The organism is Bifidobacterium coryneforme (genome assembly GCF_000737865.1).
Lineage (GTDB): Bacteria > Actinomycetota > Actinomycetes > Actinomycetales > Bifidobacteriaceae > Bombiscardovia > Bombiscardovia coryneformis.
On sequence record NZ_CP007287.1, the window covers coordinates 536,253 to 560,137 of the forward strand.

Consider the following 23,885-nt stretch of genomic DNA (forward strand, 5'->3'; position numbering starts at 1 on the left):
CCCCATTTTCCTATGCCAGGTTGCGCTTGGCAGGTTTCATCGATCGAAGCACGTGGTCTGGTTGACTCCGCTCGGCCTGTAATCCGGGTCGTAACCAGTCCTATCTCTCGGTCCTGGTCCGTACGATTGCCGCCTGCCACTCAGTGAGCGGCTCAGGCACCGACCTTGTCGCTGACGGTGTTCAGGGTCTGTACCTCGTCATCGCTCAATTCCAGTTTGGCTGCCGCCAGGAGGGCCGGCAGCTGTTCGGGAGTACGTGCCGAGGCGATGGGGGCCGCAATCTGCGGGCGGTGGTTCAACCAGGCCAGGGCCACCGTGGCAAGCTCGGTCCCGTGCGCCTTGGCGATGTCGTCCATGGCAGACACCACGTCCAGGCCCTCCTGGGTGAAGAAGTCCTTGACCATGCCTTCACGCTGCTTGCCCTTCAGATCGTCCATGGTGCGATACTTGCCGGTAAGGAAGCCGGAAGCCAGGGAGAAGTAGGGGAATACGGCCAGGTCCTCGTCCTTGGCGACCTCCATGAGCCCATCCTCATAGGTGGATCGATACACCAGGTTGTACTGAGGTTCCAGGGCCACCGGCAGGGTCAGATCGTTCTCACGGGCGATTCTGAACCATTCGCGAATCCGGTCGGGGGAGTAGTTCGAAAGGCCGATGGCACGGACCTTGCCCTCCTTGACCAGCTTGTCGAAAGCGGAGACGGTCTCTTCCAAGGGGGTCTTCTGATCATCGAAGTGGGCGTAGTAGAGGTCGATTACATCCACGCCCAGGCGAAGCATGGAGGCGTTGGCTGCATGCTCGATGTTCTCGGCCGATAGACCGGGATACTGAGGATGCTGGCTGACCTTGGTGGCCACCAGTACCTCGTTTCGTTTTCCGCTCCTGGCCAGCCATCGGCCCAGGATGATCTCGGACTCACCGCCGGAGTGGCCCGGAGCCCAGGCCGAGTAGACGTCGGCGGTGTCAATCAGGTTTCCCCCGGCTTCGACGTAGGCATCGAGGACCCGGTCGCTGGTTTGCTCATCGCTGGTCCATCCAAAGGTGTTTCCACCAAGCACTAAAGGGAAGATATCCGTATCGGTATTGCGAAGTTGTGTCATGAATCGTCCTTTCGGGAAAGGTGCATTCGTCCACGGTTTCGGCGCGGGCTGGTAAGGCCGAGTCTATTACCTTCGATTACGCTGGCGATGTATTTCCAAAGTCCGGAGAGGCTCAGACCAAGATTCGAACCCAGTGGTGCTGAAATGACGGCATCGCGGATACCCGGCCAGGAGCCCGAGGTCAGGACCCTTGAGGAGGGCGGGGGGGGGTAGACGAAACCATGACTTAACCGTGCTGGTCGCGTTGGTCGCCAGACGATCTGTTTCAGGCCAGGCATTTCGCTTCGATGTCCTGACGGCAGACGCACACCACCGAAAGTCCGACCACCAATCAGCCGGATGGCTCGCCGGATTCAGTCGGACAGGAAGTTCCTGATGGCCTCGGCACTCCGATAACCCTTGTCGTACATCTCGTTCAACCCCTTCATGGACTTGCTGAGGGTGGTCAGTCCGCACAGACTGTCGGGTGCCAGAATCAGGACCTTGCCATCTCTCTCGGCCTCCTTGGCAAGGGCCACTTCGTCGTTGTAGGTCCTGTATCGCTCCAGGAGCCGTTCCGCGGCCGCCGGGTAGGTCCTGGACAGGATTTTGGCCGGGAGGACGTCCTTCTTCTGCTCGCGCAGGATATCGCGCTGACGGGTCAGGATCAGAACCACGCGTTCGTACCCCTCATCCAGGGCCTTCCTTATCGGTACCGGGTCGGCGATGCCGCCGTCCAGGTAGGGTACTCCCTCGATCATGTAGGCCTTGTTCGCCACCGGTACCGTTGATGAGGCCTTGAGAATGTCGTAGTTGTCCTGTGCCAGGTCGGACTTGTCGAAGTATGTCGTCGATCCGTCAAGTGCGTTGCATGCCACAACGGTCAACCCCGCTGGGTTCTTTCTCAACGCAGGGTAATCCAAGGGGCATTCTCCGTCGTGGGCCGAAAGCGTCCCATAGACGTAGTCCAGGTTGACGTAACTTCCCTCCCTGAGGAAGTTGCCGGCACTCGCGTACTTCTTTCGCGAGGAGTAGACCGTATAGAACTTGTAGCATCGCCTGAGTTGACCAGCCTGGAAGGAGGCCAGGTTGGCGCTGCCCGCCGATACCCCGTAGCAGTGGTCGAAGGTTATGCCCTCCTCTATGCAACGGTCGAAGACCCCGGCGCCGAAGATGGAACGGAACCCGCCGCCTACGTCGATGACTGCTGTCCGGTTCGTTCCCATAAGGCACCTCGTTTCGTCGGTTATCCCTCACAGCTTATGCGTGGATGATGGACAAACTCAGGATTTGCAGGTTTCGAGCAGGTGGCGGGAGTACTCGATAATCCGTGGCGATGAATCGGAGTTGGCGATGTGGACCCGGCCCGGCGCTTCGCTCTCGTTCAGCCGCCCGGCCTCGGACAGGAGGTCCCTGAGGTGTCTGGCGGTGCCTTCATTGCCGTCCATCAGGGCCAGGCCCGGTGGACAGAGGCTGGCGATACGGTCCTTGAAGAAGACGAAGTGGGTGCATCCCAGAACGATTGAATCCATGGTGTCCAAGTCGTACAGGTCGAGGTACTTGTGAAGTGTCGCGTCCACAAGGTCATGGTCATCCAGGTGGCCCGACTCAACTATCCGGACCAGGTCCGGACAGGGCTGGGCGAAAATCGTGTGGGTGGCCTTGAACCGGTCCATCAGACGGGAGAATCTGTCTTCCTTGAGAGTCAGGGGAGTGGCGGTCACAATGACCCGCTGGGGGAGGCCGCCGCCCCGCTGGCAGGCCGGTTTCAGTGCCGGCTCCATGCCGATGATGGGAACGGGATAGCGCCGACGCATCTCTTCCACGCAGACGCTGGTGGCGGTGTTGCACGCAATGACCATTGCCTTGACGCCCTGGTCCATGAAGGCATCGCCGATGTCCATGCACCGTTGGGCCACCATCTCGGGAGGTTTGGTCCCGTAAGGGGCGTTCGCCGAGTCGCCGAAGTAGCTGAGTTCCTCGGAAGGCAGGAGGGCATGGATGCTGGCGGTGACGCTCAATCCTCCGAGTCCGGAATCAAAGATTCCGATCGGTGCCCCTGAACCCATCTGACCAGCTCCTTTCCAAGCCGAATGACCAGCCTAGCCTGTCGGTGAAAGGCCGTACCCTACAACCATGAGTATTCCCCGGACTGTTTACAAAATGCATGCAACCGGCAACGATTTTGTGGTCTATGCGGATCCCCAGGGGACCCTGGAACCCAGTGCCGACCAGGTTCGCTGGCTCTGCGACAGGCACTTCGGGGTTGGCGCCGACGGGGTGATTCGTCTGGCCCACCCCCAGGATGTGAGCGACCTGGACCAGGAGGCCATCGAGGGATGCAACAGGTTCGGCTGCCAGTGGTTCATGGATTATCGCAACGCGGACGGGTCACTGGCGCAGATGTGCGGCAACGGGACCAGGGCCATCACCCTCTTCGCCCAGAAGCAGGGGTTGGCTCCGACCATGGATGGATCATCCTTCCTGCTGGGCACCCGGGCCGGGGTCAAGCGCATCGTTTCCCGTGGCGCCGCCTCTGACGTGGACGGGCATGTCTTTACCGTCAACATCGGTGCCTGGACCATGGGTGCCCTCGGCGGGCAGATGGTTGACGGCGGCGCCTTGGGCGGGTCGGCTCCGGGAACCCTGGTCGATATGGGCAATCCTCATGTGGTGGTCCTGGCAGGACTGGGCGAGGGGTTTGCCCGGCAGGATTCGGAAGGCACCGGGGTCGATGGGAACGGTGCAGGTGAGCACTCGCTACCGGATGGATTGCCGGGAGCTGTCTCCACTCTCCTGGGCAAGACCGAGCTGCCCGACCTGGACACCTTGGACCTCGGTAGGCAGCCAAATGCCCATCCGGGTCTTGACGAGGGGCAGAACATCGAGTTCCTCAGACTGGAATCCGTGGACCCCCAGACCGGATCGGGGCATGCCTCCATGCGCGTCTATGAACGTGGAGTGGGGGAGACCCTCTCATGCGGGACGGGGCTGAGTGCCAGCGGGGTGGTCCTGCGTGCCCTGACCGGCCTCGACCACTGGGCCATCCGTGTGGGTGGCGGTGTCCTGGATGTTGACGTGGACGACCAGGAAGTCCACCTGACCGGCGAGGCCAGGATGGTTGCGCGGGTATCCCTTGAGGACATCCCCCGGGGTCTGGCCTGATTTGCCGAAGGCCGGCAAGAAAGCGGATTTCCGGTCGGGTCACCCGAAGATGGCCGCCCCCTCCTTGGCCAGGATGATGGTGATCAGGGCCGCCAGCCAGACCAGGTCCACCATAAGATCGAAGTGCAGACGGTAGTAAGCGCGCAGTCCCCTTCCCAGACCGGGCATATGCCCCTGGGATGAGGGAAGCCCCTGAACGGTTACCGTGGCATGGCTGAAGGCCATGAACTGGATGCTGGTGGAGGCCAGCATGACCAGGCACCATGGGCAGAGAGCCCTGATGACGAACACGGACTGGGTGAAGAGCCAAACGGCATAGGCCAGGGCCAGCAGGGATCCCAACCAGGTCAGGCCGGCCATCCAGGAGGGGAGCCCGACCCCGCTGAGTCCGACCACGGCCAGGGTCAGAAAAACCGCTTCGGCGGCCAACCCCAGGAAGGCGTTGGGAATGGGGAGGGTACCCAGATGAATCAGTTCGGCCTGCCATGACCCGGCCACGGTCGAGCACGAGACCACGGCGTTGATATCGCAACTGAGCCGCCCTTGGGGGTTCCTGGCCAGTTGCAGGGTCTCCGCAGCGAGGATGAGACTTGAAAAGAGGGCCATCAGGGAGGCGATCGCGGCCATCGTGTAGGTCCAGACATGCCCATGGCGCCAGCCTGGTGTGGCTTCGGGGATCTGCTCGTTCATGGCCACCACCTCGTTAGGTCTGAATGGTCCGGAATACGGGGGCGACTCCTACGGGGGAGCGCTCGCTAAGGGCGTTGATACGGAAGCGAGTTTAGGATGGAGGCATGACTCATCAGACCGGGGTGAACCCTGCCTCATCACATGAGAGGGCAGGATGGGACCTGCATTGCCATACGGTGTTCTCCGATGGGACCATGACCCCCGCGGAGATGGTATCCCTGGCCGGGAAACAGGGGGTGGCGGGTCTGGCCATAACCGACCACGACACGAATGCGGGTTGGGCCATGGCCGCGGAGGCCGCCGAGAGTGAGGGGATGCCCCTCCTTTTGGGCACCGAGATAACGGCCGAGGACCAGAACGTCTCTGTCCACATGCTGGCCTACCTCTATGATCCCGAGGATATGGTCATCACCAGGCTTTTCGATAGGACCAGACAGGCCAGGCTGGCCAGGACCAGGACCATGGTGGATAGGATCTCCCGGGACTATCCGATTACCTGGCAGGATGTGCTGGATCAGGTCAAGGAAGGGGAGCGGACCACCGTCGGTCGTCCCCACATCGCCGATGCCCTGGTCAGGGCAGGGGTCTATTCCGACCGGAGCAAGGCCTTCGCGGGGGTCTGCTCGTCGTCCGGCCCGTATTACCTGCCTACCCCGTCGCCCACCACCCACCAGGTGCTGAAGGCGGTCAAACATGCCGGCGGGGTCGTGGTCATCGCTCATCCGGGTGCCACACAGCGCAATCCGGTCCTACTCAGCGATGTGCAGATCGGGAACCTGGTCAGGGAGGGATTGGACGGCCTGGAGGTACGGCATCGTGACAACTCTCCTCAGGAGCAGGAACGCCTGCTGGCTCTGGCCGAGCGGTGGGACCTATTGGTGACCGGTGGGTCCGACTGGCACGGCAAGGGTAAGCCCAATGTGCTCGGGGAGAACAGGACCAGCTCTGAGGTGGTCGGCCGCATCATCGACCGGGCATACGGAATCAGGCCGGTAGGATATCCCTCTGTCTGAGGGTCTCCTGCCGGCCTGTCCGTTCTGGTCTGTCGAGTTCTGACTCAGTCGGTGGCGCCACCCAAGGCACCGAACCCTACCGGATGGGTGGTGTCCGATCCGATGACCGCGTATCCCAGGGCATCCTTGGGAACGACGATGTGACGACCCTTGTCGTCCACCAGATCGATCGGCCCGCCTTCCTTCAAGGCCTGGCTGATGTGGGCCGCAACCTCGTCGGCCTTTTCATCCGTGCTGAAGCTGACCGTGCGTGCCACGTTCCTGATGCCGAATTCAATATCCATGTTTGCCTCCAGGGATTCCGCCTGCCACCGAGTCGAATCGACAGGCAAATGTGCTGGTTTCATTATTCGCTGGTCGGGTCGATTACGCCCTAAGCGTCGTCTCCATGCCGGCTGATGATTCCGTCGGTTGTCCTGGTCGGGGCATCGTCCGGACTGGGCTTGCTAGGCATGATGATTGTCTCCGCGCCCGTCAACGGTGGTTCTTCGGCGGCCTTATCTTTTGTGGTCTCGGTTTGTGTCGCCGCATGATGCGCAATGCCGTCCTCGTTCGGGACTGCGGGACTTTCTTCGGATGGTTTCCCTTCGCCGGTTGCGGTTTTCCCATCCGGGACCGGTTCGCTCTTGCTCTTGGTGCTGCTGTCGGCCTCTGTGACGGGGGCGTGGTCGGTCTTGGATTCCTCCTTGGCCTTGGCTGCCTGATGATTCATGGCGGTCTGTGTTCTGGCCAAATCGGCCATATCGACCTTGTTGATGGCGATGGTCACTGAGCTGTCGTCTGCAGGTTCCTCGGCCTTGCCCTGGTCGTCCTTGGGCTCGACTGTCGGCCTGTTGGGAGCTGCGCTTCCGGTCTTGCCTGATTCCGGTTTAGCGGGGTCGTTCTCGCCACCGAGGAGGTTCCCCACTGTAATCGTCGAAGGGTTGGAACCGGCGGCTGGCCTGGCTGGCTTGTGGTTTTGGCGGGCGTGGCTGAGCTGCTCATGCTCGCTGAGCTGCTGGGCCAGGCGTTCGACCTGTGCCTTGAACTGGATGATTCGCTCGTTGTCGGCCCGGTCAAGGGCGGTGATGAATTCGCCGACCTGCTCCATCTGCAGCCAGAGGTTTGCGCGGAGCATGATCAGATCGTCCAGACGGGAGCCCACCATCCTGCCGTAGGCGGCGATGACCGCATTGCGGCGGGACCCGTCCAGCTTGGAGAATATCCATGCCAGATCGCGGGCCGGGTCATTGACCTGCATGTCCTGCCATCCGTAAATGGAGCTCAGTCCGGAATTCGAATACAGGAGGTCTCCATCCGTGAATCCGCCATGTACCGTGCAGGTATCGAAAGACCAGAGCCCGTCGGTTTCTGCAATCGAAGCCCAGCTGTTGGTGATTTCCTCGGGAACGTGACCGTCCTTGCGCAGGCGGGTGATCCAGCCCTTGAGCTGGGAGGATATCTGGCTCGTGGTGAAGGCCGGGTAGTCGTGTTCCCCGAGGAACTCGGGTCGTATACGGTGTATGGCCCCTATGGCCGTGCCTGCGGCCGTGCACTCGTTGATTGTCAACAGATGGAGGGGGCGAATTCTGCCCGGGCTGTGTTTCAGGACGGTCACACTGACCTTTCCTGTAGGACTGGTTTCGCTCAGTCCCGGTTCATAGGCCAGGACCCGCTCAACCCGGAAGCCCATTGCGGCGACTTCCTTGGCGTCTTCCAAGGCCCGTGCGGCCTTGACCCGGGCTGCCATGCGTTTCTTACCGGCCTCCTGGTCGGTTGCCCACACATCGTAGGTGTTCCCGGTGGAATCCTGGACCACTGCACAACTGATTCCCTCGGCCCGGTCCCTATGGCTGATCTGATCGCAATCCCTGGCGCCTGTCATCGGCACATCAGGCATGGCGGCGGAGGCCAGTGCGGCCAAGGTCAGCTTCGTTTTTTCACTCACACTCTCAGGATAATACAAGCGTAAGGCTTTGCGGGTGGCCTGGTACGTCGAAGAGGCTCTGCGTGGCACCTTCGACCACATGACCACTCCAATGGGGATTCGACAGGACGGTTTGGCACAATGGGGGTGTGCATGAAGATCAGGAGAAGCTCCTAGGGGGGCTGGACCGGTTCCAGAGGGAGGCGGTCACCAGTTTGGACGGGCCGGTCAGGATCATAGCCGGGGCAGGTGCCGGAAAGACCCGAACCATCACCCACCGGATTGCTTATGCCTGTGCCCAGGGTAGTTGGGACCCGTCGAAGACCATGGCCGTCACCTTTTCCGTCAAGGCTGCTGCCGAGATGCGGTCCAGACTCACCGCCCTCGGTGTGCCGGAATCGGTCAAGGCCGCCACATTCCACTCGGCGGCCTTCCAGCAGCTCCGTCAGGTCTGGCCTCAGGTCAGCTCCTCATATCCACCCACCCTGATTCAGGATCTCCGCCCCCTGGTCAGGGCCGCCTATAAGCGGGTCTGTGGTCAGGAGGAGGCCGATCCGGGCCAGGTCCGCGATTTGGAGGCGGAGATCAACTGGGCCAAGGTGGGCTTGATTGCCCCCAAGGAGTATGTCCGGGTTTGCGCAGCCACACACCGCACTCCGCCGGCGGGTCTCGACCCCGATAGGATGGCCGACCTCTACGAGGCCTTCGAATATGACAAGTCCGCCCATAATCAAATGGACTTCAACGACATCCTCCTCCTGGTCTGTCACATCCTGGAGGAGGAGCCGGAGGCGGCGGCCGTCATCCGGTCGCGCATTCGCTGGATGACGGTCGACGAGTACCAGGATGTGTCACCCCTGCAGCACCGCCTACTGAGGCTCTGGTTGGATGACCGCGACAATCTCTGCGTCGTGGGAGACCCCGCCCAGACCATTTATTCCTTTGCCGGGGCAACCTCTTACTACCTGTTGGATTTCCCCGAGGAGTACCCGTCGATGAAAGCCGACCTGCAGCTCAACACGGACTACCGGTCCACCCCCCAGGTGGTCAACTATGCCAATAGGGTCCTTTCCAAGTCCCCCAATCGTGGCGACTACCTGAAACTGAAATCGAACAGGGAGGCCGGCAAGCGCATTGGGACCACCCGGTATCAGGATGATGTCGAGGAAGCCCATGGGGTGGCTAAGCGTATAGAGCGGCTCATCCATGGTGGAGCCGATCCGGGGCAGTGCGCAGTGCTTACCAGAATCAACGCCCAGCAGACGGCTATATGTGCAGCCCTGCATGAACGGGGCATTCCATACCGCCTACGGACCGACTCGGGCTGGCTGGACCAGAGTGTATCCGAGGTGACGGCTGTCCAGAGCAGTGAGAAGACGATAGAGGATTTTCAGCAGGCCAGGGCGCGTGGTCAGGTCACCGTTTCCACCATTCACGCCGCCAAGGGACTGGAATTCAGCCATGTCTTCCTGGTTGGCTGTTCCGAGGGGCTTCTTCCCTTCGGTTCGCCGAGGGAGGGGGAGGACCTGGAAGAAGAACGCAGGCTCATGTATGTGGCGGTGACCAGGGCTGAGGACACCCTCCATCTCTCGTTCGCCGAGAAGAAGGATCCCGCCTCGTTCGCCAGACGTACCCCCAGTCGCTTCGTGCAGGGGTAAGCCCCCTCTCCAGACGGCGTGCAATATGAGGACCGGTCATCCTTCGTGAAAACCGCATGCACCCTTGTGAGGGGAGCATGATTGCGGTTTACGGCGTTGGAGTGATGGGCGCGATTAGTCCCTGTTACTGATTGTTCTCGTTGGGATTCCCATCAGCGGATTCGTTTTCCCCATCTGGGTCGCCCGTATCGCCCTGGCCTTTGTTCGCCTGACTGTCGGGCCGCTCGGGGGAGTCGGTTCCCTGTGCCTTCTTATCGGCATCCAAGAGTTTGGCCAGTTCGGCGTCCCAGTCGACCGAATCAGGGTTGGCGGCCCCCTCATCGGTGTGATTGGTTTCACCCTGGGTGGGTTCCGCCTGGTTCCCGGTATCAACACTGCCCTTTGCCTGCTCCTCGGGCAGGGTTGGGAGGAGGTCGGGGTGGGACCATTTGGCGTCGCGTTGTTCGAAACCAAGCCTTGCGGTGTCACCCTCCCAAAGCTCAGCCGCCTCGCGCAGGCGCTTGGGGTGGAGTCTGAGACCAAGCAGGGATTCAAAGGTCTGCTCGGCGGGGCCGCCCACGGCCCGCTCCCTCCTGGTCATCTCGCGAAGCTGTTCCAGATGCGGAATATGCGCCATGCCGGCGTTCCAGACCACGCAGTCCACCCAACCATCGGCCTGAGCCAGAAGAATCTCCAGACTGCGCAGGGCCTCTTTCTGCTCGGGGGTGTCCTCGATGCCGACATTGCTCAGGTTGATGGCGCCAGCGATGGACTCGGGATTGATCTCGGTGGCCTCGCGGAGCTGCTCTTCCATGGCGTCCAGATCGATGGAGACTCCGCGTGCGTACTTGCCTATCAGGGCCTCGAAGCGTGGCATCAGCCAGGGGACGGATGCGAAGAGGCGGGCATGGGCGGCCTCCTGGAGGGCCAGATAGCTCATAACCTCATCCAAATCCAGGTCAAGGGATGAGGCATAGGACTTGATGTTCTGCGGAATCAGGGCTCCTGCAGGGTTTTTCAGGAGGGCGACCCCCTGGTCGAACCCGCCGCGGACCTCTTCGGAGAGTTCTCCGGCTGCCCGCCCGAGCTGTATGGCAAAGGAGGTGTTGCCCAGGAGTTTCATAAGGGTGGCCGGGTCCTTGAGGTTGTCGGGCAGGGGGATGGGGACCGGCCCGGCAAACATGCCGGAGATCTCGCCTTCTGGGAATCCCCCCAGCCGTTCGCTCAGTACTGAGGTCAGGGCATTGCTGACGGCCTGTGCCACAGGGGATGCGAACTGGATCCAGGAGTCGATGCTGCCCTCAATCCAACCGGAGCGGGTCAGGGCTTCGGCGTGGCCGGGAGCCGGGTCGAAAGCACAGACGGAATCCAACCAGAGGTTGGCCTCACTCATGATCCTGGTCACCCGGTCGCCATTCTCGGCGGTCACCGTGGTGTCGGACTGGTCGGCGGCTGCACGCCCCAAGGCTATGGACTTTGCCAGATTGACGTTGATGGGGCCTTCCTGGGCCTGACTCTGCATGTCGGCAGGTGTGTTGAGTCCACCTGCCGTGAAGGCCTGGATCAGGGCCTTCACCTCGTCGGGTTTGGGCAGCTGCGAGGGGTCCTGATTGGCGATCTGGGAACGGACGGACTCCGGCAGTTGCGAGAATTGCTTCCAGGCCAGCTCGCCCTGGAAGGGGCCAAAGCAGTCAATCAGCCATTGGTGGATTGCATTCTCGTCCATAAGGTCGTTCCGGTCCTCGCAAATAGGGTGACGGTGCTGAAAGTGCACCGCATGAGCAGTGTATCGTCTCTTTCACCCATAATATTGGAGCTATGACACATACGCATGGGAAAGCGGGAATCTCCGCCACAGGCGCACCCGAACAGATGCCTGAGGCCGCCGCGGGCCACATGTTGACCAGGCGCGGCATGGCCGGTGGACTCCTGGTCATCCTCTCCCTGGTCATCCTCTTCCTGCCCAGTCCTTATGTAATCGAGACCCCAGGGCCCACCCAGGACGTTCTTGGCAGGAGCGGATCCACCGAGGTCGTCTCCGTAAAGGGAGGCGAGACCCACACCGGTTCCGGCAAGCTCCTCCTGACCACTATCAACGCCGGCGGCCTACCCGGCTCGATGGTCACGAATATGGAGGCCCTGCTGGGATGGGCCAACCCCAAAGCCATGGTCGTGCCCAGGGAAGCCATAATTCCCGAGGGAATGACCGCCGACGAATACCGCAAGCAGGAGGCCAGCGACATGAGCGGGTCCCAGGATGCGGCTGCCAAGGCGGCCATCTCCTTCCTTCAGGCCAAGGGATACCAGACCGACGGCATCGAGATCACCATGCATGTGGACGATATAGGGGGCCCCTCCGCCGGCATGATGTATGCCCTGGGAGCCATCGACAAACTGACCCCCGAGGATGAGACGGGCGGCAGGACCATCGCCGGGACAGGGACCATTGACGAAAAAGGTGCCGTGGGGGCGATAGGGGGCATCAATCTGAAACTGATGGGTGCCAAACGTGATGGGGCTACCTGGTTCCTGGTTCCCAAGGCCAACTGCAGTCAGGTGGCGGGCCATGTGCCCGACGGTCTGCGGGATGTCCAGGTGGAAACCCTGGACCAGGCATACAAGGCCGTTGTGGAAATAGGCCACGGCAGGGGGGAGGACCTGCCTCGCTGCACTGTCGATTCGAGTTCCCCAAGCAAGTAGGACGCCCCGGGTTCGAGTCCAGGCGCATCCGGAAACACTGGGCCGCAATTGGTGAATTCCAGCAGTCTTGTTATGCTGACAACGTGGCTGAGACTACAACCTATACAGCGGAAGAGTTCGGTTTCCATACTGGCGATATCGTCCAGGAATGGATGTGGGATGACGATGTCGATGATGGCATCAGGACTCAAATCGAAGATCTGACCGGTGAAGAGCTGGTCGATGAGGATTACGATGCGGCCGTGGATGGCGTGATCATCTGGTGGCGCGATGGCGATTCCGAGGATGACCTGGCGGATACCATCGTCGACGCCTCGGCCATGATCAATCCCGGTGCCCCCTTCTGGGTGCTGACCCCCAAGCCGGGGCGTGATGGCGCTCCCGGTCCCAGCACCGTTTCCAACGCCGCCAAGACTGCAGGAATGAACGCCCTTATGCCCACCACCGTGAGCAAGGATTGGAACGCCACCCAACTGCGTGCCTTCGGAAAAGGCAAGTAAACACTCCTCCAGGTCCCCTGTTTTTCCATCCCCCGGTTTTACGGCCGGGGGATTTTTAATCCCTCCTCCCGGGTTGGGCGGACGCCGATCTGCTCATCGGATCGAACCGGTTGTTGCAGCCTTGGTCGTGGCGGAATGTTGATATTCCGACAAGAGCGACCTGGATCGCAGGTCGAGCAGGTTGGCACCCAGAGCCAGCAGTAGTATGACCAGCCCGGTCAGGAATATCCAGTGCAGACCGTCGAAGACGATGGATCTGGCCGGGGCCAGTAGTGCCGGGGGAATCTGGTTGGCCGTGGCCGGGTTGATCATCCTGTCCATCATCTCGGCGGTGAGGCCGGGATGATCGGGGACCCTGTCGGCAATGACCGTGTTCATGACGATTCCGAAAATCGAGACCATCAGCGTCTGCCCCAGGGAACGCGCCAGGGTATTGAAACTGGTGGAGGCACCCACATCACTGGCCGGTACCACGCTCTGGGCGGTGATCGTCGAAGTGGTGATGGCCAAGCCGAAACCGAACCCCACGATGGCCGATATGACCAGGAACGCCCAATAGGGGGTTGCCATGGGAAGGAAAACGTAGCATATGCACGCGGTCAGGATGAAGGCCAGGGCGATGTTGGTGGCCCGGTGCGGCGGGTGGTGCATGGTCAAGGGCCCGGCCAGGTAGGCGCCCAGAAGCCAGAGGATGGAGGAGGGGGTCACGACAAAGCCGCCCATGGAAGGGTTGAGCCCCATGACGGACTGCATCCAAATCGGCATATAGGTGTCGAAGCACATCAGGAACCCGGCAATCAGAAGCATGCAGACATTCTGGATGACGAAGGTCCGGTTGCGGAAGAGCCTCAGGGGAAGAATGGGGTCTGCCTGGTGGTTCTCAAGACGCAGGAGGACAACAAAGATGACCACAGCGGCAAGGCCCAGAAGGGCCGGAGTCAGGATGCCCTGGTGGGAGCCCAGGCTCTGCAGGCCCAACATGAGGCAGATCAGCCCCAGACTGAGCAGCCCGATTCCCTTGTAATCGACCGGTGCCCGTCTGGGCTCCATGCGCTCGCTGAGGAAGGCCTGTATCAGGAGTATGACGATCAGGCCGATGGGGACGTTGATGGCGAAGACCCAGTGCCAGCTGAGGTGCTGGACGATGAATCCGCCCAGGAGTGGGGCGATGATGGAGGCGATGCCCCAGGCGGATCCGTTCAGTCCGATCATCCCGGCCCGCTTGCTTAGGGGGTATATGTCAGCCAGGACCGTATAAGTCAGAGGTTGGATGGCGCCGGCGCCAAGGCCTTGAAGGAGCCTGGCGCCGATGAGCTGGGGCATGGACTGGGAGAGTGCGCAGAGGCTGGACCCGACCACAAAAATCAGGAGTCCGATGGTCAGGAGGGGTTTACGGCCGTACCTGTCGGAGAGTTTCCCATAGATGGGGGTGGTGACGGCACACATGAGAAGATATATGGAGTAGACCCAGTTCATGATCGATAGACCGTGCAGGTCGGAGATGATCGTCGGCATGGCCGTGGATACGATGGTCCCCTCGATTGCGGTCATGAAGGTGGCGATGAAGACCGCCACCGTGACCAGGGTCACATTGGTTTTCCTGACTGTCCCTTTTGCCGACATCTGCATCCTCGATTCGGACGGATGGACGAGGTTCGCCCCATTGATGAAACTCCCAGCGGATTATAACCATCATATCGGCCCTGTCACCGGCGGGACACTCTGCTATCATATTGCTCGGTCCCGTAGCTCAGTTGGTTAGAGCGCCACCTTTACACGGTGGATGTCCCCGGTTCGAGTCCGAGCGGGACCACTCCCTCTGCAATGACCAGTCCCCACCGAGTCTGAACTCTCAAGTAGAATCGTCTGCATTACCATCAAGATGGGTAGGCATGACTCCCATCGGCAAGAAAGGTCAGGAGGTCGATGTCCTGATGTCAGCAAAGCCTGATTCCGGCAGGAACGAAGCCACCATAGCGCGTGTGGGGAAGCGTAAGTTCGGCTATAACACCGTTCAGGTCGATGAGTTCCTGGACAGGGCCCACACTCTCTATGAGAGCGAGGATCCGAGCCTGACGCAGGACCAGATCGCCAACGCCTCCTTTGAGTTGCGCAAGGGCGGGTACACCATCGCCCAGGTGGATGCCGCCTTGGCCCGTCTGGAACGCGCCATCTCCGACAGGAGTGTTGCCAGGGAGATCAACCAGTCCGGCATGGAGGCCTGGAGCGCGCGGGTGGTACGTCAGTACCGGGCCCTGAAGAGGCATGCGAACCGGGACGGTGGCGACATCTTCGACAGGGGCCTTTCCGGCAAGCCCTCCTACGACTGCAAGCAGGTGGATCGTCTGGTCTTCCAGGTTCTGGACCGCATTGCCGACGACCTGCATCTGCGGGATGCCAAGCGTGCCGATGGCAAGAAGTCCGTCGACATCACCTCGGACCGTATCTCCAACGTGATTTTCACCCAGCGCAAGGGCAAGCACGGCTATGATGAGCGCCAGGTAGACTACTTCCTTTCCAAGGCCGTGGAACTCCTGCAGCAGATGGAGTCGGTCGCCCGGTTGGGGCTTGATGCACAGGTCCATGTCGGAACCCGTCCGAATGCCGGATCAGGCGGTAATCGGTCGAAGGAGGGTCCGTCCGCCGGAACTGCTGGCGAGGATGGGTCCATCAAGCCCCTGATTGGTCAGCAACAGGCTCCTGCCTGGCAGGCCGGGCAGCCCACAGGATCTGCCGATGCTGCTCGTCAGGGATTTGCCGAGGCACCCGCTGTGCAACCGGCCGAAACCGGATCGACTGATTTCGCCCAGCTGCATCAGGCGGAGCAGGCCATTTTTGACTCTCCTCAGCCGACGGCTCCCGCGGTTCCTGCCTCGGGTACCATTCCGTCCGGCACTCCTGAGGTTTCGGCTGCCAGTCAGATGAACGGCTCTCTGGGGGCCTTGGCCAGGTCCGTGGGGCAGAACCGGGACCAGGCAGGGACCGGTACGGGTGCAAGCGGTGCTCAGGCCGGTCAGCCTGCCTCGTTCGCGTCGCCTTCCCAGCCTGTGAGGTCCGCTGATTCGGCACAATCCTCCCCGTCCGTACCATCTTCACCGGTACAGCCCTCGCGATCTGACCGTGTCCCGTCCTCTCAGCCGGTTCAGCCAGTATCCGACCAACCGAGCTCGGCCCCTGCCTCGGGTCATGACTGGTCGACGCAACCCGCTTTTACGGCCCCTTCGACAAGGCCTGGCGCGGGGTCCTCCTTCAGTTCCCCGGTCGGGGTCAGCGGGCCCCTGTCCGCACAGCCCGAGCCCCAGGCCCCCAGTGCCTGGAGCCGTCCTCAGGAGGAGTCCGTGCAACCTGATGCGGCTCCGTCGGTCTCGGATGAGCCAAGCTGGGCCCGTCCCGTGTCCGAGGATTCCATCAGCAAGGCCCCAGTCAGGCAGGCTGCGCAGGATGCCGATTCCTACCTGAACTCCCTGGTGAATACCGACCTGCCCAAGATGGACATGGATTTTGATATTCCCGATATCTCCTTCCCGGCCTTTGAGGCCGATGGGCAGCAGGGCGAGGAGACGAAGGGTTCCCAGGCGTAGCGCAGAGTCCGTCGGGCAGACCCGACGAGACGGACTTCAGGGCCTGAAAGTTACGGTCCGAGCGGACCGTGGAAAGTGTGCAGGAATGATAAGCGGTCATGATAAGGCCGACGCAGGTACCGAGGCCGGTCAGGCCAGGACCCTGGAGGACTGGACTGGTAAAGGAGACGGGAACTGGTCCAAGAGTCTGGTAATCCTGGGTTCGACCGGCTCCATCGGCACCCAGGCCCTTGATGTGGTTGGTCGCCATCCCGAGCACTTCCGGGTGGTGGGCTTGGCGGCTGGCGGCGGTCATACGGATCTTCTGGCCCGGCAGGCCGCCCGGTTCGGTGTCGAGAAGGTTGCTCTGGCGGACCCCTCCAAGGTTGAAGAACTCCGCCAGGCCCTGTCCCAGGCCGGCGCCGGTCAGGTTCATGTTGAAGCAGGCATGGATGCGGTCGTTGCCCTGGCAGGGTCGGGGGCTGATCTGGTGCTGAACGGCATCACCGGGTCGATAGGGCTTCGGCCCTCCATCGCCGCCCTTCAGGCCGGATCCCAGTTGGCCTTGGCCAACAAGGAATCAGTCGTGGCCGGTGGGCATCTCCTCTTTGATGCCCAGGTCCGTCCGGGGCAGATCAATCCCGTGGATTCCGAACACTCGGCAATCTGGCAGTCCCTGCGCTCAGGTCGGCACGGGGAGGTGGCGAGGCTGGTCGTCACGGCCTCCGGAGGTCCTTTCAGGGGCTGGACCAGGAGTCGGATGGAAGGAATCACCCCTGAGCAGGCCCTGAACCACCCCACCTGGGACATGGGCCCTGTGGTGACCATCAACTCCTCCACCATGGTCAACAAGGGGCTGGAGGTCATCGAGGCCGCCAGGCTCTTCAGAATCCCGCAGGATCGGATATCCGTGACTGTCCACCCGCAGTCCCTGGTTCATTCCATGGTTGAATTCCGTGATGGAGCCACAATCTGCCAGGCTTCGCCCCCCGATATGCGTCTTCCCATAGCTCTGGGGCTTTCGGCCCCGGAACGTTTGGGTGATGTGTCGGTCCCCTGCGACTGGACCCAGGCTGCACAATGGACCTTCGAGCCACTGGATGACAGGGTCTTCCCGGCCGTGAGCCTGGCTCGGCGTGCCCTGGATTCCTCGGAGGGGATGACGGCCGTGTTCAATGCAGCCAATGAACAGGCTGTCCGGGCCTTTCTGGATCGTCGCCTTCCGTACCTGGGCATCGTCGATACGGTGGAGCGTGTCATGGACCAGATGGCCGATTCCCATCTGTCACGAACTTTCACATCCGTGGAGGTAATGGAGCAAGTCGAGCAGGAAGCTCGTCGGCGTGCGGATGCTTTGATAGAGATTACTGCGTGACTAGTGATGAGATGTTTGATTCCGGGCGATCCGCGGACAGTGGCCGGCCGGACCAGGTGAAGAAGGAAGCGGGATTCCGGAAGACCGGTGACCAGGCCATCAGCGAGACCCCCCTCCATTCCAGGCGCAAGTCCAGAAGAATCATGGTCGGGTCCGTTCCGGTGGGCGGCGGTGCCCCCATTTCCGTCCAGTCCATGACCAACACGGTAACGGCCGATATCAATGCCACCCTTCAGCAGATCGCCGAGCTGGCGGCGGCTGGTTGTGACATCGTCCGCGTGGCGGTGCCCAGCCAGGACGATGCGGATGCCCTGCCGATCATCACCAAGAAGTCGCCCATTCCGGTCATCGCCGACATCCACTTCCAGAGCAGGTATGTGTTCCAGGCCATCGACGCAGGCTGCGCTGCGGTCAGGGTCAACCCAGGCAATATCCGCAAGTTCGACCAGGTGGGTCCTGATATCTGCAAGGCGGCGACCGAGGCGGGCATCTCCCTGAGGATCGGTGTCAACGCCGGCAGTCTGGATAAGGACATCTATGCCAAGTACGGTGGCCCCACGCCCGAGGCCCTGGTCGAGTCGGCCATGAAAGAGGCCCGCATGTTCGAGGATGTGGGCTTCCATGACTTCAAGATATCCGTCAAGCACCACGACCCGATCACCATGGTCCAGACCTACCGGCTCCTGGCTTCCAAGGGTGACTGGCCCCTCCATCTGGGCGTGACCGAGGCGGGTCCGGCCTGGCAGGGGACCATCAAGTCCTGCCTCGCATTCGGAGCCCTTCTGTCCGAGGGGATCGGCGATACGATCAGGGTTTCCCTATCGGCTCCGCCGGTCGAGGAGGTCAAGGTGGGCTGCAAGATCCTGGAGTATCTGGGACTGCGCCAGCGCCACTTCGACATCATCTCCTGCCCCAGTTGCGGACGGGCCCAGGTGGACGTGATCCAGCTTGCCAGGGAGGTTACCGAGGGGCTCAAGGACATCACGGCACCGATCAGGGTGGCCGTCATGGGATGCATCGTCAACGGACCCGGGGAGGCCAGGGAGGCCGACCTGGGAGTCGCGTCCGGTAACGGCAAGGGCCAGATCATCATCAAGGGCAAGGTGGTACAGACTGTTCCCGAGGATCAGATAGTCCCCACCCTTTTGGAGCGGGCCCGGGCCATTGCGGCTGATATGGAGGCCAAGGCAGCGGCCGAGGGGGAGACCATATCGGACATGGGCCCCACGGTGGTTCCTGTGACGGGCACGGCCAGCTGATTCCGGGTCGGTCAATCCCGGTCAACGGCTACAATGACCAACGTGTCGCAAGAGGATGAACAGCAGCCGGACCAGGTGGGCAGGTGGAGCAGGGTAAGACGGCTCATGACCAGTCTGCCCATCTTCGTGATTCTGATGGGAATCCTGGTATCGGTGTCCCATCTGACCGCAGTGCCTTGGAAATACGATCCGGTGGACCAGAACTTCCCCACCCTCACCCCCGACACTTCGGTCACCTTCGACAACCCGGACGGTATCCATCTTGACAAGATGGGGGACTACCGGGTCAAAGCCCACCATGAGACTGTAACGGCCGTTCGTGAGGGAACCGATGAGCGCCAGGAGATCAGGGTGCAGATCCGTGAACCCCTGGGAGTGCAGGGGGAACGCCCGGGTGTGGTCTTCATGCATGGGGCGGGATACGGAACCTGCGACAACTCCTTTGGTGATGTGGCGGAGACCCTGGCCTCGGCAGGCTTCGTGACGGCCGTCCTCGACAAGCCGGTCTGGTCGACCACCGATGCCAACAGGGACTATCCGGCATCCGCCAGGGCCTATGATCAGGTCATCAATCTCCTGCGTGCCAAGCAGAATGTGGATCCCGCTAGGGTGGGTATCTATGCGACCAGTGAGAGCACCTGGATATCATCCTTCCTGCTGACCATGGATAAGGATGTCGCCTTCCAGATTCTTCTCAGCCCCATGGTCTATTCACCCCGTCACGCCGTCGGGTTCTTCGTTGCCCAGGATTTCGCCATCGCCGGTGCCAACCAGGGCTACCAGTCGGTGGTTCGTCGTCTCTTCAGCACCGACGCTTCCCTTTTCAACATCAACAGCCTGGACATCGATCCGACCGACGGGAACACCTACGCCATACCGACCCTCCTGGCCTACGGGGCCAAGGATGTGATGACCGCCCAGGTTGAGGGGGTCCAAAGAGTGTTGGCCGAAGCCCATGCCGCCGGGAACGAGAACGTGACCGTCCGTTCATACGCCGTATCCAACCACGTGCTGAGGCTGGGGGACGAAGCCAACACCGGCACTCCCTTGGCTGATCACTACCAGGAAGACATGACCAACTGGGCCGTGGGGCAGGCCAGTGGACTCAGACAGACCAGTCCCAGCGTGGGAGGGGCGACCATCCACCAGTCCATCGCCGTTCCGACCGACCTGCGCGGTAGGCCGGTCCTGACCATCTACATGCTGGCCCTGCACATTCTGACCTTCCTGCTTCTGCTGATCTCCCTGGTGCTGGCCCTGGTGGCCGGTGGGGTGAAGATTCATCATCTGATTCGGCATAAGGGCCCTGCTCTGGGCTTCTCGCACGGGTTCGGGGGGTCCCTGGCCACCGTCACCGGAACCACCCTGGCCTCGTTGGTGCTCTTTGCGGCCGGGCTCGGACAGGTCATCATGGCCGTGGTCAAACTGGGTTGGGGTGGTGTGCCCGACCCTGCCGGTGTCAGCTATTGGAGCTGGCCGGTCATTCAGGTGGTCTGTGCCTTGGTGATTTGGGCCTGGTCGCGGATTTTCACCAGAATGGCCGAAGTGGCCTCATTCAAGGGGGTCTCCCAGATTCCCTCCCAGCTCAAGGCGCACCGGGCCGGTGGCCCCACCGTGGCCCAGCAGATGCACTCCAACGATCCTCAGCCGGTGGTGGCCTCGACCAGACTGGGGCTGGCCCTCTTCATCGTCACCACCCTGGCCATGTTCGGGGTCCTGTTGATTTTCGCCTTCTGGGGTCTTTTCATCTACTACTGATTCGGTCAAGGAGCATACATGGCCATCTATCGTGACGAAGGTCTGGTACTCAAAACGACCAAACTGGGCGAAGCTGACCGGATCATCACGATACTGACCCGGGAGCATGGCAAGATCAGGGCCGTGGCCAAGGGCGTCAGGCGTACCAAGTCCCGGTTCGGCTCCCGCCTTGAGCCCTTTATGCGGGTCGACCTCCTCATTGCGCAGGGGAGAAACCTGGATATCGTCTCCCAGGCCTCATCCCTGGCCACCTATGCGGATTCCATCAGCGCCGATTATGATCTCTATACCAACGGTGGTGTGATTCTGGAGACCGCCGACAAGCTCATCGCCGGTGAGGACCAGCCCGCCTCGGATCAGTACGGCCTCCTGCTGGCTGCCCTGGCCGCCCTGGCCGGGCATAGGCACGATCCACGGGCAATCTCCGCCTCCTATCTGATGCGTGCCCTGGCCCTGGCAGGTTGGCGACCCCGCCTTGACTCCTGCCTGGTCTGCGGGCGTACCGATGACCTGACCTACTGCTCCGTCTCCGGTGGCGGGGCCATGTGCAGTGCAGACCGGACGACCGATGCCATACGCGTGGATCCGGTCACCCTGAACCAATTCAAGGCCTTGAGCCGAGGGGACTGGCGGTCTTTGGGCACTGACCCCCTGACCCCCCTCTGCGACCAGCTTGTTGAGAAATGGGGCGAATATTACCTGGAACGCCCCATCCACTCCCTGCGCCTATTAGATTCATGACCATGAGTTTTGACCAGGTTGACTACACATCCCTGGATATGCCCCGGGCGCCCTTCTCGGATCCGGACCGCATTCCCCGCTTTCCCAGTAAGTCCGTACCCCGGCACGTGGGTGTCATCATGGACGGGAACGGGCGTTGGGCCAAGCAAAGGGGAATGGAACGCACCCAGGGGCACCGTGCCGCCGAGCCTGTGGTGTTCGACACCATTGCCGGGGCCATCGAAGCGGGTGTGCGGTACCTGAGCCTCTACACCTTTTCAACCGAGAACTGGAAGCGGTCGCCCTCGGAGGTCCGCTTCCTGATGGGGTTCTCCCGTGACATCATCCACCGCCGAGTGGAGCAGATGGACGAGTGGGGGGTCAGGGTCCGCTGGTCGGGACGCAAGCCGCGGCTTTGGAAGTCCGTCATTGACGAACTCGAGATGGCCATGGACAGGACCCGGCACAACAAGGTCATCGACGTGGTTTTCTGCATCAACTACGGTGGCCGTGCCGAGTTGGCCGATGCGGCCACCGCCATTGCCCAGGAGGTTGCCCAGGGCAGAATCACCGGCTCCCGGGTTACCGAGAAGATGATTGCCGAACACCTATACAATCCCGATATTCCTGACTGCGATCTGGTGGTCAGGACCTCGGGGGAGTACCGGACCAGCAACTTCCTGCCCTGGGAGGCGGCGTATGCTGAATTGGTTTTCGCCGAGGAGCTCTTCCCGGACTGCGGGCGGGATGTTCTGTGGAGAGCCATCGACCAGTACGTCCGCCGGGACCGACGTTTCGGGGGAGCCGAGTAGGGGCGTGCCTGCCTGACGCAAGACGGAGATTCCGAATCCGGATGGTGTCTGCGCTGAAACGAGGACCCTGGTGCGGTCATATGACTGCACCAGGGTCGAAGTGTACCCAGTAGAGGCTTACTTGTCTGGGGTCTCCCAAATCGTGTCAAGGGCGGAGACGGTCAGGGAGGAGATGTGCGCCTGCCCTTCTCCCGACTCGCTGAAGAGCCTGATGGCGCGCGGCCTATCGGAGGGGAAACTGTAGGAGCTCATGGCTTCCAACCCGTCGTTCACGTACACTTCGACGGACCCCTGGTCCAGTATGATGCGCAGCTTGACCTGGTCGGCGTGTCCATCGAGTGGGGCGGTCCTGTAGCCCCGGTCTCCGTAGGTGTTGCTGTGGCGGTCCAGGACGATACGCCCGAGCTGGTCGTCGTAGCAGACCATGGTGTGGCCTCCGTCCTGGGTGGCATGGACCTCCAGACCCACACGTTCGGCCTGGTTCCGGTCCAGATCGATGGTCATCTCGATGTCTGCGGTGCGGGCATCCTCGACCAGGGTCCTGGTCTCGTTGACATCCAGGTCGATCGGTCCCAGATCGCGAGTCTCCTTACGGAGACGGGAGAACTCGGCCACGGGCCTGGTGCGCAGATGGTCACCGGCAAGGGTTACCTCCCGGGGAAGGGTGAACTGGCCGCACCACCCGTCGTCCTGCATGGGGATGGGTTCGGTGAAGGGACTCATCCATCCGAAGACCAGACGCCTTCCGTCGGGGGCTTCCATGGTCTGCGGCGCATAGTAATTCTGCCCCAGGTCCCATAGATGGAAGTCGCTTTCCTGGTGGAAATCGCCCCCGGGTTGCCAGGTGCCGATGACGTATCCGGCGTTGTTATGGTTGCGTTGGTCGAACCCATGGGGTTTGGTGCCCATGGCCGAATAGCAGATGACCCATTTGTCCTCGACGGGGAACATGTCTGGGCACTCCAGCATGAAGACATCAGGGTCGGGGTGGCGGTAGATCACCCTGTCGAAGCTCCAGTGCTCCATGTCCTGGGAAGTGTACATCCAGATCTCTCCGCGCTTTTCGACGTTGCTGACCCCGAAGACCATATACCAGCGATTGCCCTGCTTCCAGACCTTGGGATCGCGGAAATGAAGGATGCGGTCATCCGGGCACGGCACAACCACGCCCTTCTTTTCGAAGTGGATTCCATCATCGGAGACGGCCATGCACTGTTCCTGGAAGTTGCCCTGGTCCTCGTTCACTCCGTTGCGCCAGCGATGGCCCGTGTAGTAGATGACCATTCTGCCGTCATCGGCCAGTACCGCGGATCCGGAGAAGACCCCGTCCTTCTCGGCCTCCAGGGAGGGTGCCATGGCCAGGGGTTCGCGCCTCCAGGTCACCAGGTCCTCACTGGATACGTGGCCCCAGTGCATGAGTCCCCACTTGGTTCCATAGGGGTAGAGCTGGTAGTAGGCCTGGTAGCGGCCCTTGAAGAAGATCAGACCGTTCGGGTCGTTGATCCAGCCCGCCTTGGACGCGATGTGGCAAAGTGGGTACCAGCGATCATTGCGATGCTGGAAGAGTTCGTCGATGCCGGCCTGGGCCTTTTCCAACTGGGCGGTCATGTCGGTTTGTTCGTTTGCGTTTTGGTTCATCCTTGAGCCTTTCCGATTCGCCCCGCGGCCAAGAGGTCACGGGGCGAACCATACCTATGATTGGTGCTTCTTG

The 23,885-nt window shown here is 61.5% G+C and carries 20 protein-coding genes and 1 tRNA gene; 12 read left to right on the forward strand and 9 right to left on the reverse strand.

What is annotated here, in order from left to right; all coding sequences use genetic code 11:
• Positions 1 to 152: 152 nt before the first annotated feature.
• The 3 genes from bcor_RS01920 to murI form a co-directional block, all read right to left on the reverse strand.
• On the reverse strand, positions 153 to 1,100 hold the full coding sequence (locus tag bcor_RS01920) for an aldo/keto reductase (RefSeq protein ID WP_033497501.1): 948 nt from the start codon (positions 1,098 to 1,100) through the stop codon (positions 153 to 155).
• Between the two features lie 353 nt (positions 1,101 to 1,453).
• On the reverse strand, positions 1,454 to 2,305 hold the full coding sequence (locus bcor_RS01925; RefSeq protein WP_033497302.1) for a patatin-like phospholipase family protein: 852 nt from the start codon (positions 2,303 to 2,305) through the stop codon (positions 1,454 to 1,456).
• 57 nt (positions 2,306 to 2,362) lie between these two features.
• Positions 2,363 to 3,148 carry a glutamate racemase gene (murI, locus tag bcor_RS01930; RefSeq protein WP_033497300.1) on the reverse strand — a complete coding sequence of 262 codons (786 nt, stop codon included), beginning with the start codon at positions 3,146 to 3,148 and terminating at the stop codon, positions 2,363 to 2,365.
• A gap of 67 nt (positions 3,149 to 3,215) precedes the next feature.
• On the opposite strand from murI, the gene bcor_RS01935 reads away from it, so the two are divergent.
• Positions 3,216 to 4,244: a diaminopimelate epimerase gene (locus tag bcor_RS01935; protein ID WP_033497298.1), complete on the forward strand. Its 1,029-nt coding sequence runs from the start codon at positions 3,216 to 3,218 to the stop codon at positions 4,242 to 4,244.
• A 39-nt stretch (positions 4,245 to 4,283) separates the two neighbouring features.
• Here the strand turns inward: bcor_RS01935 and bcor_RS01940 are convergent, their stop codons facing one another.
• Positions 4,284 to 4,934, reverse strand: coding sequence for a vitamin K epoxide reductase family protein (locus bcor_RS01940; protein ID WP_033497295.1), 651 nt, complete (start codon positions 4,932 to 4,934; stop codon positions 4,284 to 4,286).
• Between the two features lie 104 nt (positions 4,935 to 5,038).
• On the opposite strand from bcor_RS01940, the gene bcor_RS01945 reads away from it, so the two are divergent.
• Positions 5,039 to 5,947, forward strand: coding sequence for a PHP domain-containing protein (locus tag bcor_RS01945; RefSeq protein WP_033497293.1), 909 nt, complete (start codon positions 5,039 to 5,041; stop codon positions 5,945 to 5,947).
• A 44-nt stretch (positions 5,948 to 5,991) separates the two neighbouring features.
• Here bcor_RS01945 and bcor_RS01950 read toward each other — a convergent pair whose 3' ends face one another.
• Positions 5,992 to 6,231 carry a DUF3107 domain-containing protein gene (locus bcor_RS01950; RefSeq protein ID WP_033490765.1) on the reverse strand — a complete coding sequence of 80 codons (240 nt, stop codon included), beginning with the start codon at positions 6,229 to 6,231 and terminating at the stop codon, positions 5,992 to 5,994.
• An 89-nt stretch (positions 6,232 to 6,320) separates the two neighbouring features.
• Entirely contained in the window at positions 6,321 to 7,874 is a 1,554-nt protein-coding gene (locus bcor_RS01955) for a phosphotransferase (protein ID WP_033497291.1), read from the reverse strand.
• Between the two features lie 128 nt (positions 7,875 to 8,002).
• Here bcor_RS01955 and bcor_RS01960 point away from each other — a divergent pair, with 128 nt between their 5' ends.
• Positions 8,003 to 9,511 carry an ATP-dependent helicase gene (locus bcor_RS01960; RefSeq protein ID WP_033497289.1) on the forward strand — a complete coding sequence of 503 codons (1,509 nt, stop codon included), beginning with the start codon at positions 8,003 to 8,005 and terminating at the stop codon, positions 9,509 to 9,511.
• A 124-nt stretch (positions 9,512 to 9,635) separates the two neighbouring features.
• On the opposite strand, the gene bcor_RS01965 is transcribed toward bcor_RS01960, so the two are convergent.
• Complete coding sequence (locus tag bcor_RS01965; RefSeq protein ID WP_033497287.1) at positions 9,636 to 11,216, reverse strand: zinc-dependent metalloprotease; 1,581 nt, start codon at positions 11,214 to 11,216, stop codon at positions 9,636 to 9,638.
• A gap of 92 nt (positions 11,217 to 11,308) precedes the next feature.
• On the opposite strand from bcor_RS01965, the gene bcor_RS01970 reads away from it, so the two are divergent.
• Together bcor_RS01970 and bcor_RS01975 are read left to right on the forward strand one after the other, a co-directional pair.
• Positions 11,309 to 12,190, forward strand: coding sequence for a S16 family serine protease (locus bcor_RS01970; RefSeq protein WP_051875606.1), 882 nt, complete (start codon positions 11,309 to 11,311; stop codon positions 12,188 to 12,190).
• Between the two features lie 83 nt (positions 12,191 to 12,273).
• Complete coding sequence (locus tag bcor_RS01975) at positions 12,274 to 12,690, forward strand: DUF3052 domain-containing protein (RefSeq protein ID WP_033489805.1); 417 nt, start codon at positions 12,274 to 12,276, stop codon at positions 12,688 to 12,690.
• 93 nt (positions 12,691 to 12,783) lie between these two features.
• Here the strand turns inward: bcor_RS01975 and bcor_RS01980 are convergent, their stop codons facing one another.
• Positions 12,784 to 14,313, reverse strand: a complete 1,530-nt coding sequence (locus tag bcor_RS01980) for an MDR family MFS transporter (protein ID WP_033497283.1) — start codon at positions 14,311 to 14,313, stop codon at positions 12,784 to 12,786.
• 116 nt (positions 14,314 to 14,429) lie between these two features.
• Between bcor_RS01980 and bcor_RS01985 the strand changes: the two genes are divergently transcribed.
• The 7 genes from bcor_RS01985 (at position 14,430) to bcor_RS02015 (ending at position 22,174) form a co-directional block, all read left to right on the forward strand.
• Positions 14,430 to 14,503, forward strand: a tRNA-Val gene (locus bcor_RS01985).
• A 79-nt stretch (positions 14,504 to 14,582) separates the two neighbouring features.
• The gene (locus bcor_RS07195; RefSeq protein WP_051875607.1) at positions 14,583 to 16,271 is read left to right on the forward strand and encodes a DivIVA domain-containing protein; all 1,689 of its coding nucleotides are present in this window, start codon (positions 14,583 to 14,585) and stop codon (positions 16,269 to 16,271) included.
• A gap of 85 nt (positions 16,272 to 16,356) precedes the next feature.
• Complete coding sequence (gene dxr, locus bcor_RS01995) at positions 16,357 to 17,625, forward strand: 1-deoxy-D-xylulose-5-phosphate reductoisomerase (RefSeq protein ID WP_081830754.1); 1,269 nt, start codon at positions 16,357 to 16,359, stop codon at positions 17,623 to 17,625.
• Between the two features lie 11 nt (positions 17,626 to 17,636).
• Complete coding sequence (gene ispG / locus bcor_RS02000) at positions 17,637 to 18,884, forward strand: flavodoxin-dependent (E)-4-hydroxy-3-methylbut-2-enyl-diphosphate synthase (protein WP_045921135.1); 1,248 nt, start codon at positions 17,637 to 17,639, stop codon at positions 18,882 to 18,884.
• A 33-nt stretch (positions 18,885 to 18,917) separates the two neighbouring features.
• Complete coding sequence (locus bcor_RS02005; protein WP_051875608.1) at positions 18,918 to 20,642, forward strand: alpha/beta hydrolase family protein; 1,725 nt, start codon at positions 18,918 to 18,920, stop codon at positions 20,640 to 20,642.
• A gap of 18 nt (positions 20,643 to 20,660) precedes the next feature.
• Positions 20,661 to 21,383 (forward strand): DNA repair protein RecO, encoded by a 723-nt coding sequence (recO, locus tag bcor_RS02010; protein WP_033489808.1) that lies wholly within the window; start codon positions 20,661 to 20,663, stop codon positions 21,381 to 21,383.
• Positions 21,384 to 21,385: 2 nt separating this feature from the next.
• A complete protein-coding gene (locus bcor_RS02015; RefSeq protein WP_033497489.1) occupies positions 21,386 to 22,174 on the forward strand; it encodes an isoprenyl transferase in 789 nt (262 codons plus the stop codon).
• Between the two features lie 117 nt (positions 22,175 to 22,291).
• Here the strand turns inward: bcor_RS02015 and bcor_RS02020 are convergent, their stop codons facing one another.
• Positions 22,292 to 23,812 carry a glycoside hydrolase family 32 protein gene (locus bcor_RS02020; RefSeq protein WP_033497281.1) on the reverse strand — a complete coding sequence of 507 codons (1,521 nt, stop codon included), beginning with the start codon at positions 23,810 to 23,812 and terminating at the stop codon, positions 22,292 to 22,294.
• Positions 23,813 to 23,885 lie beyond the last annotated feature (73 nt).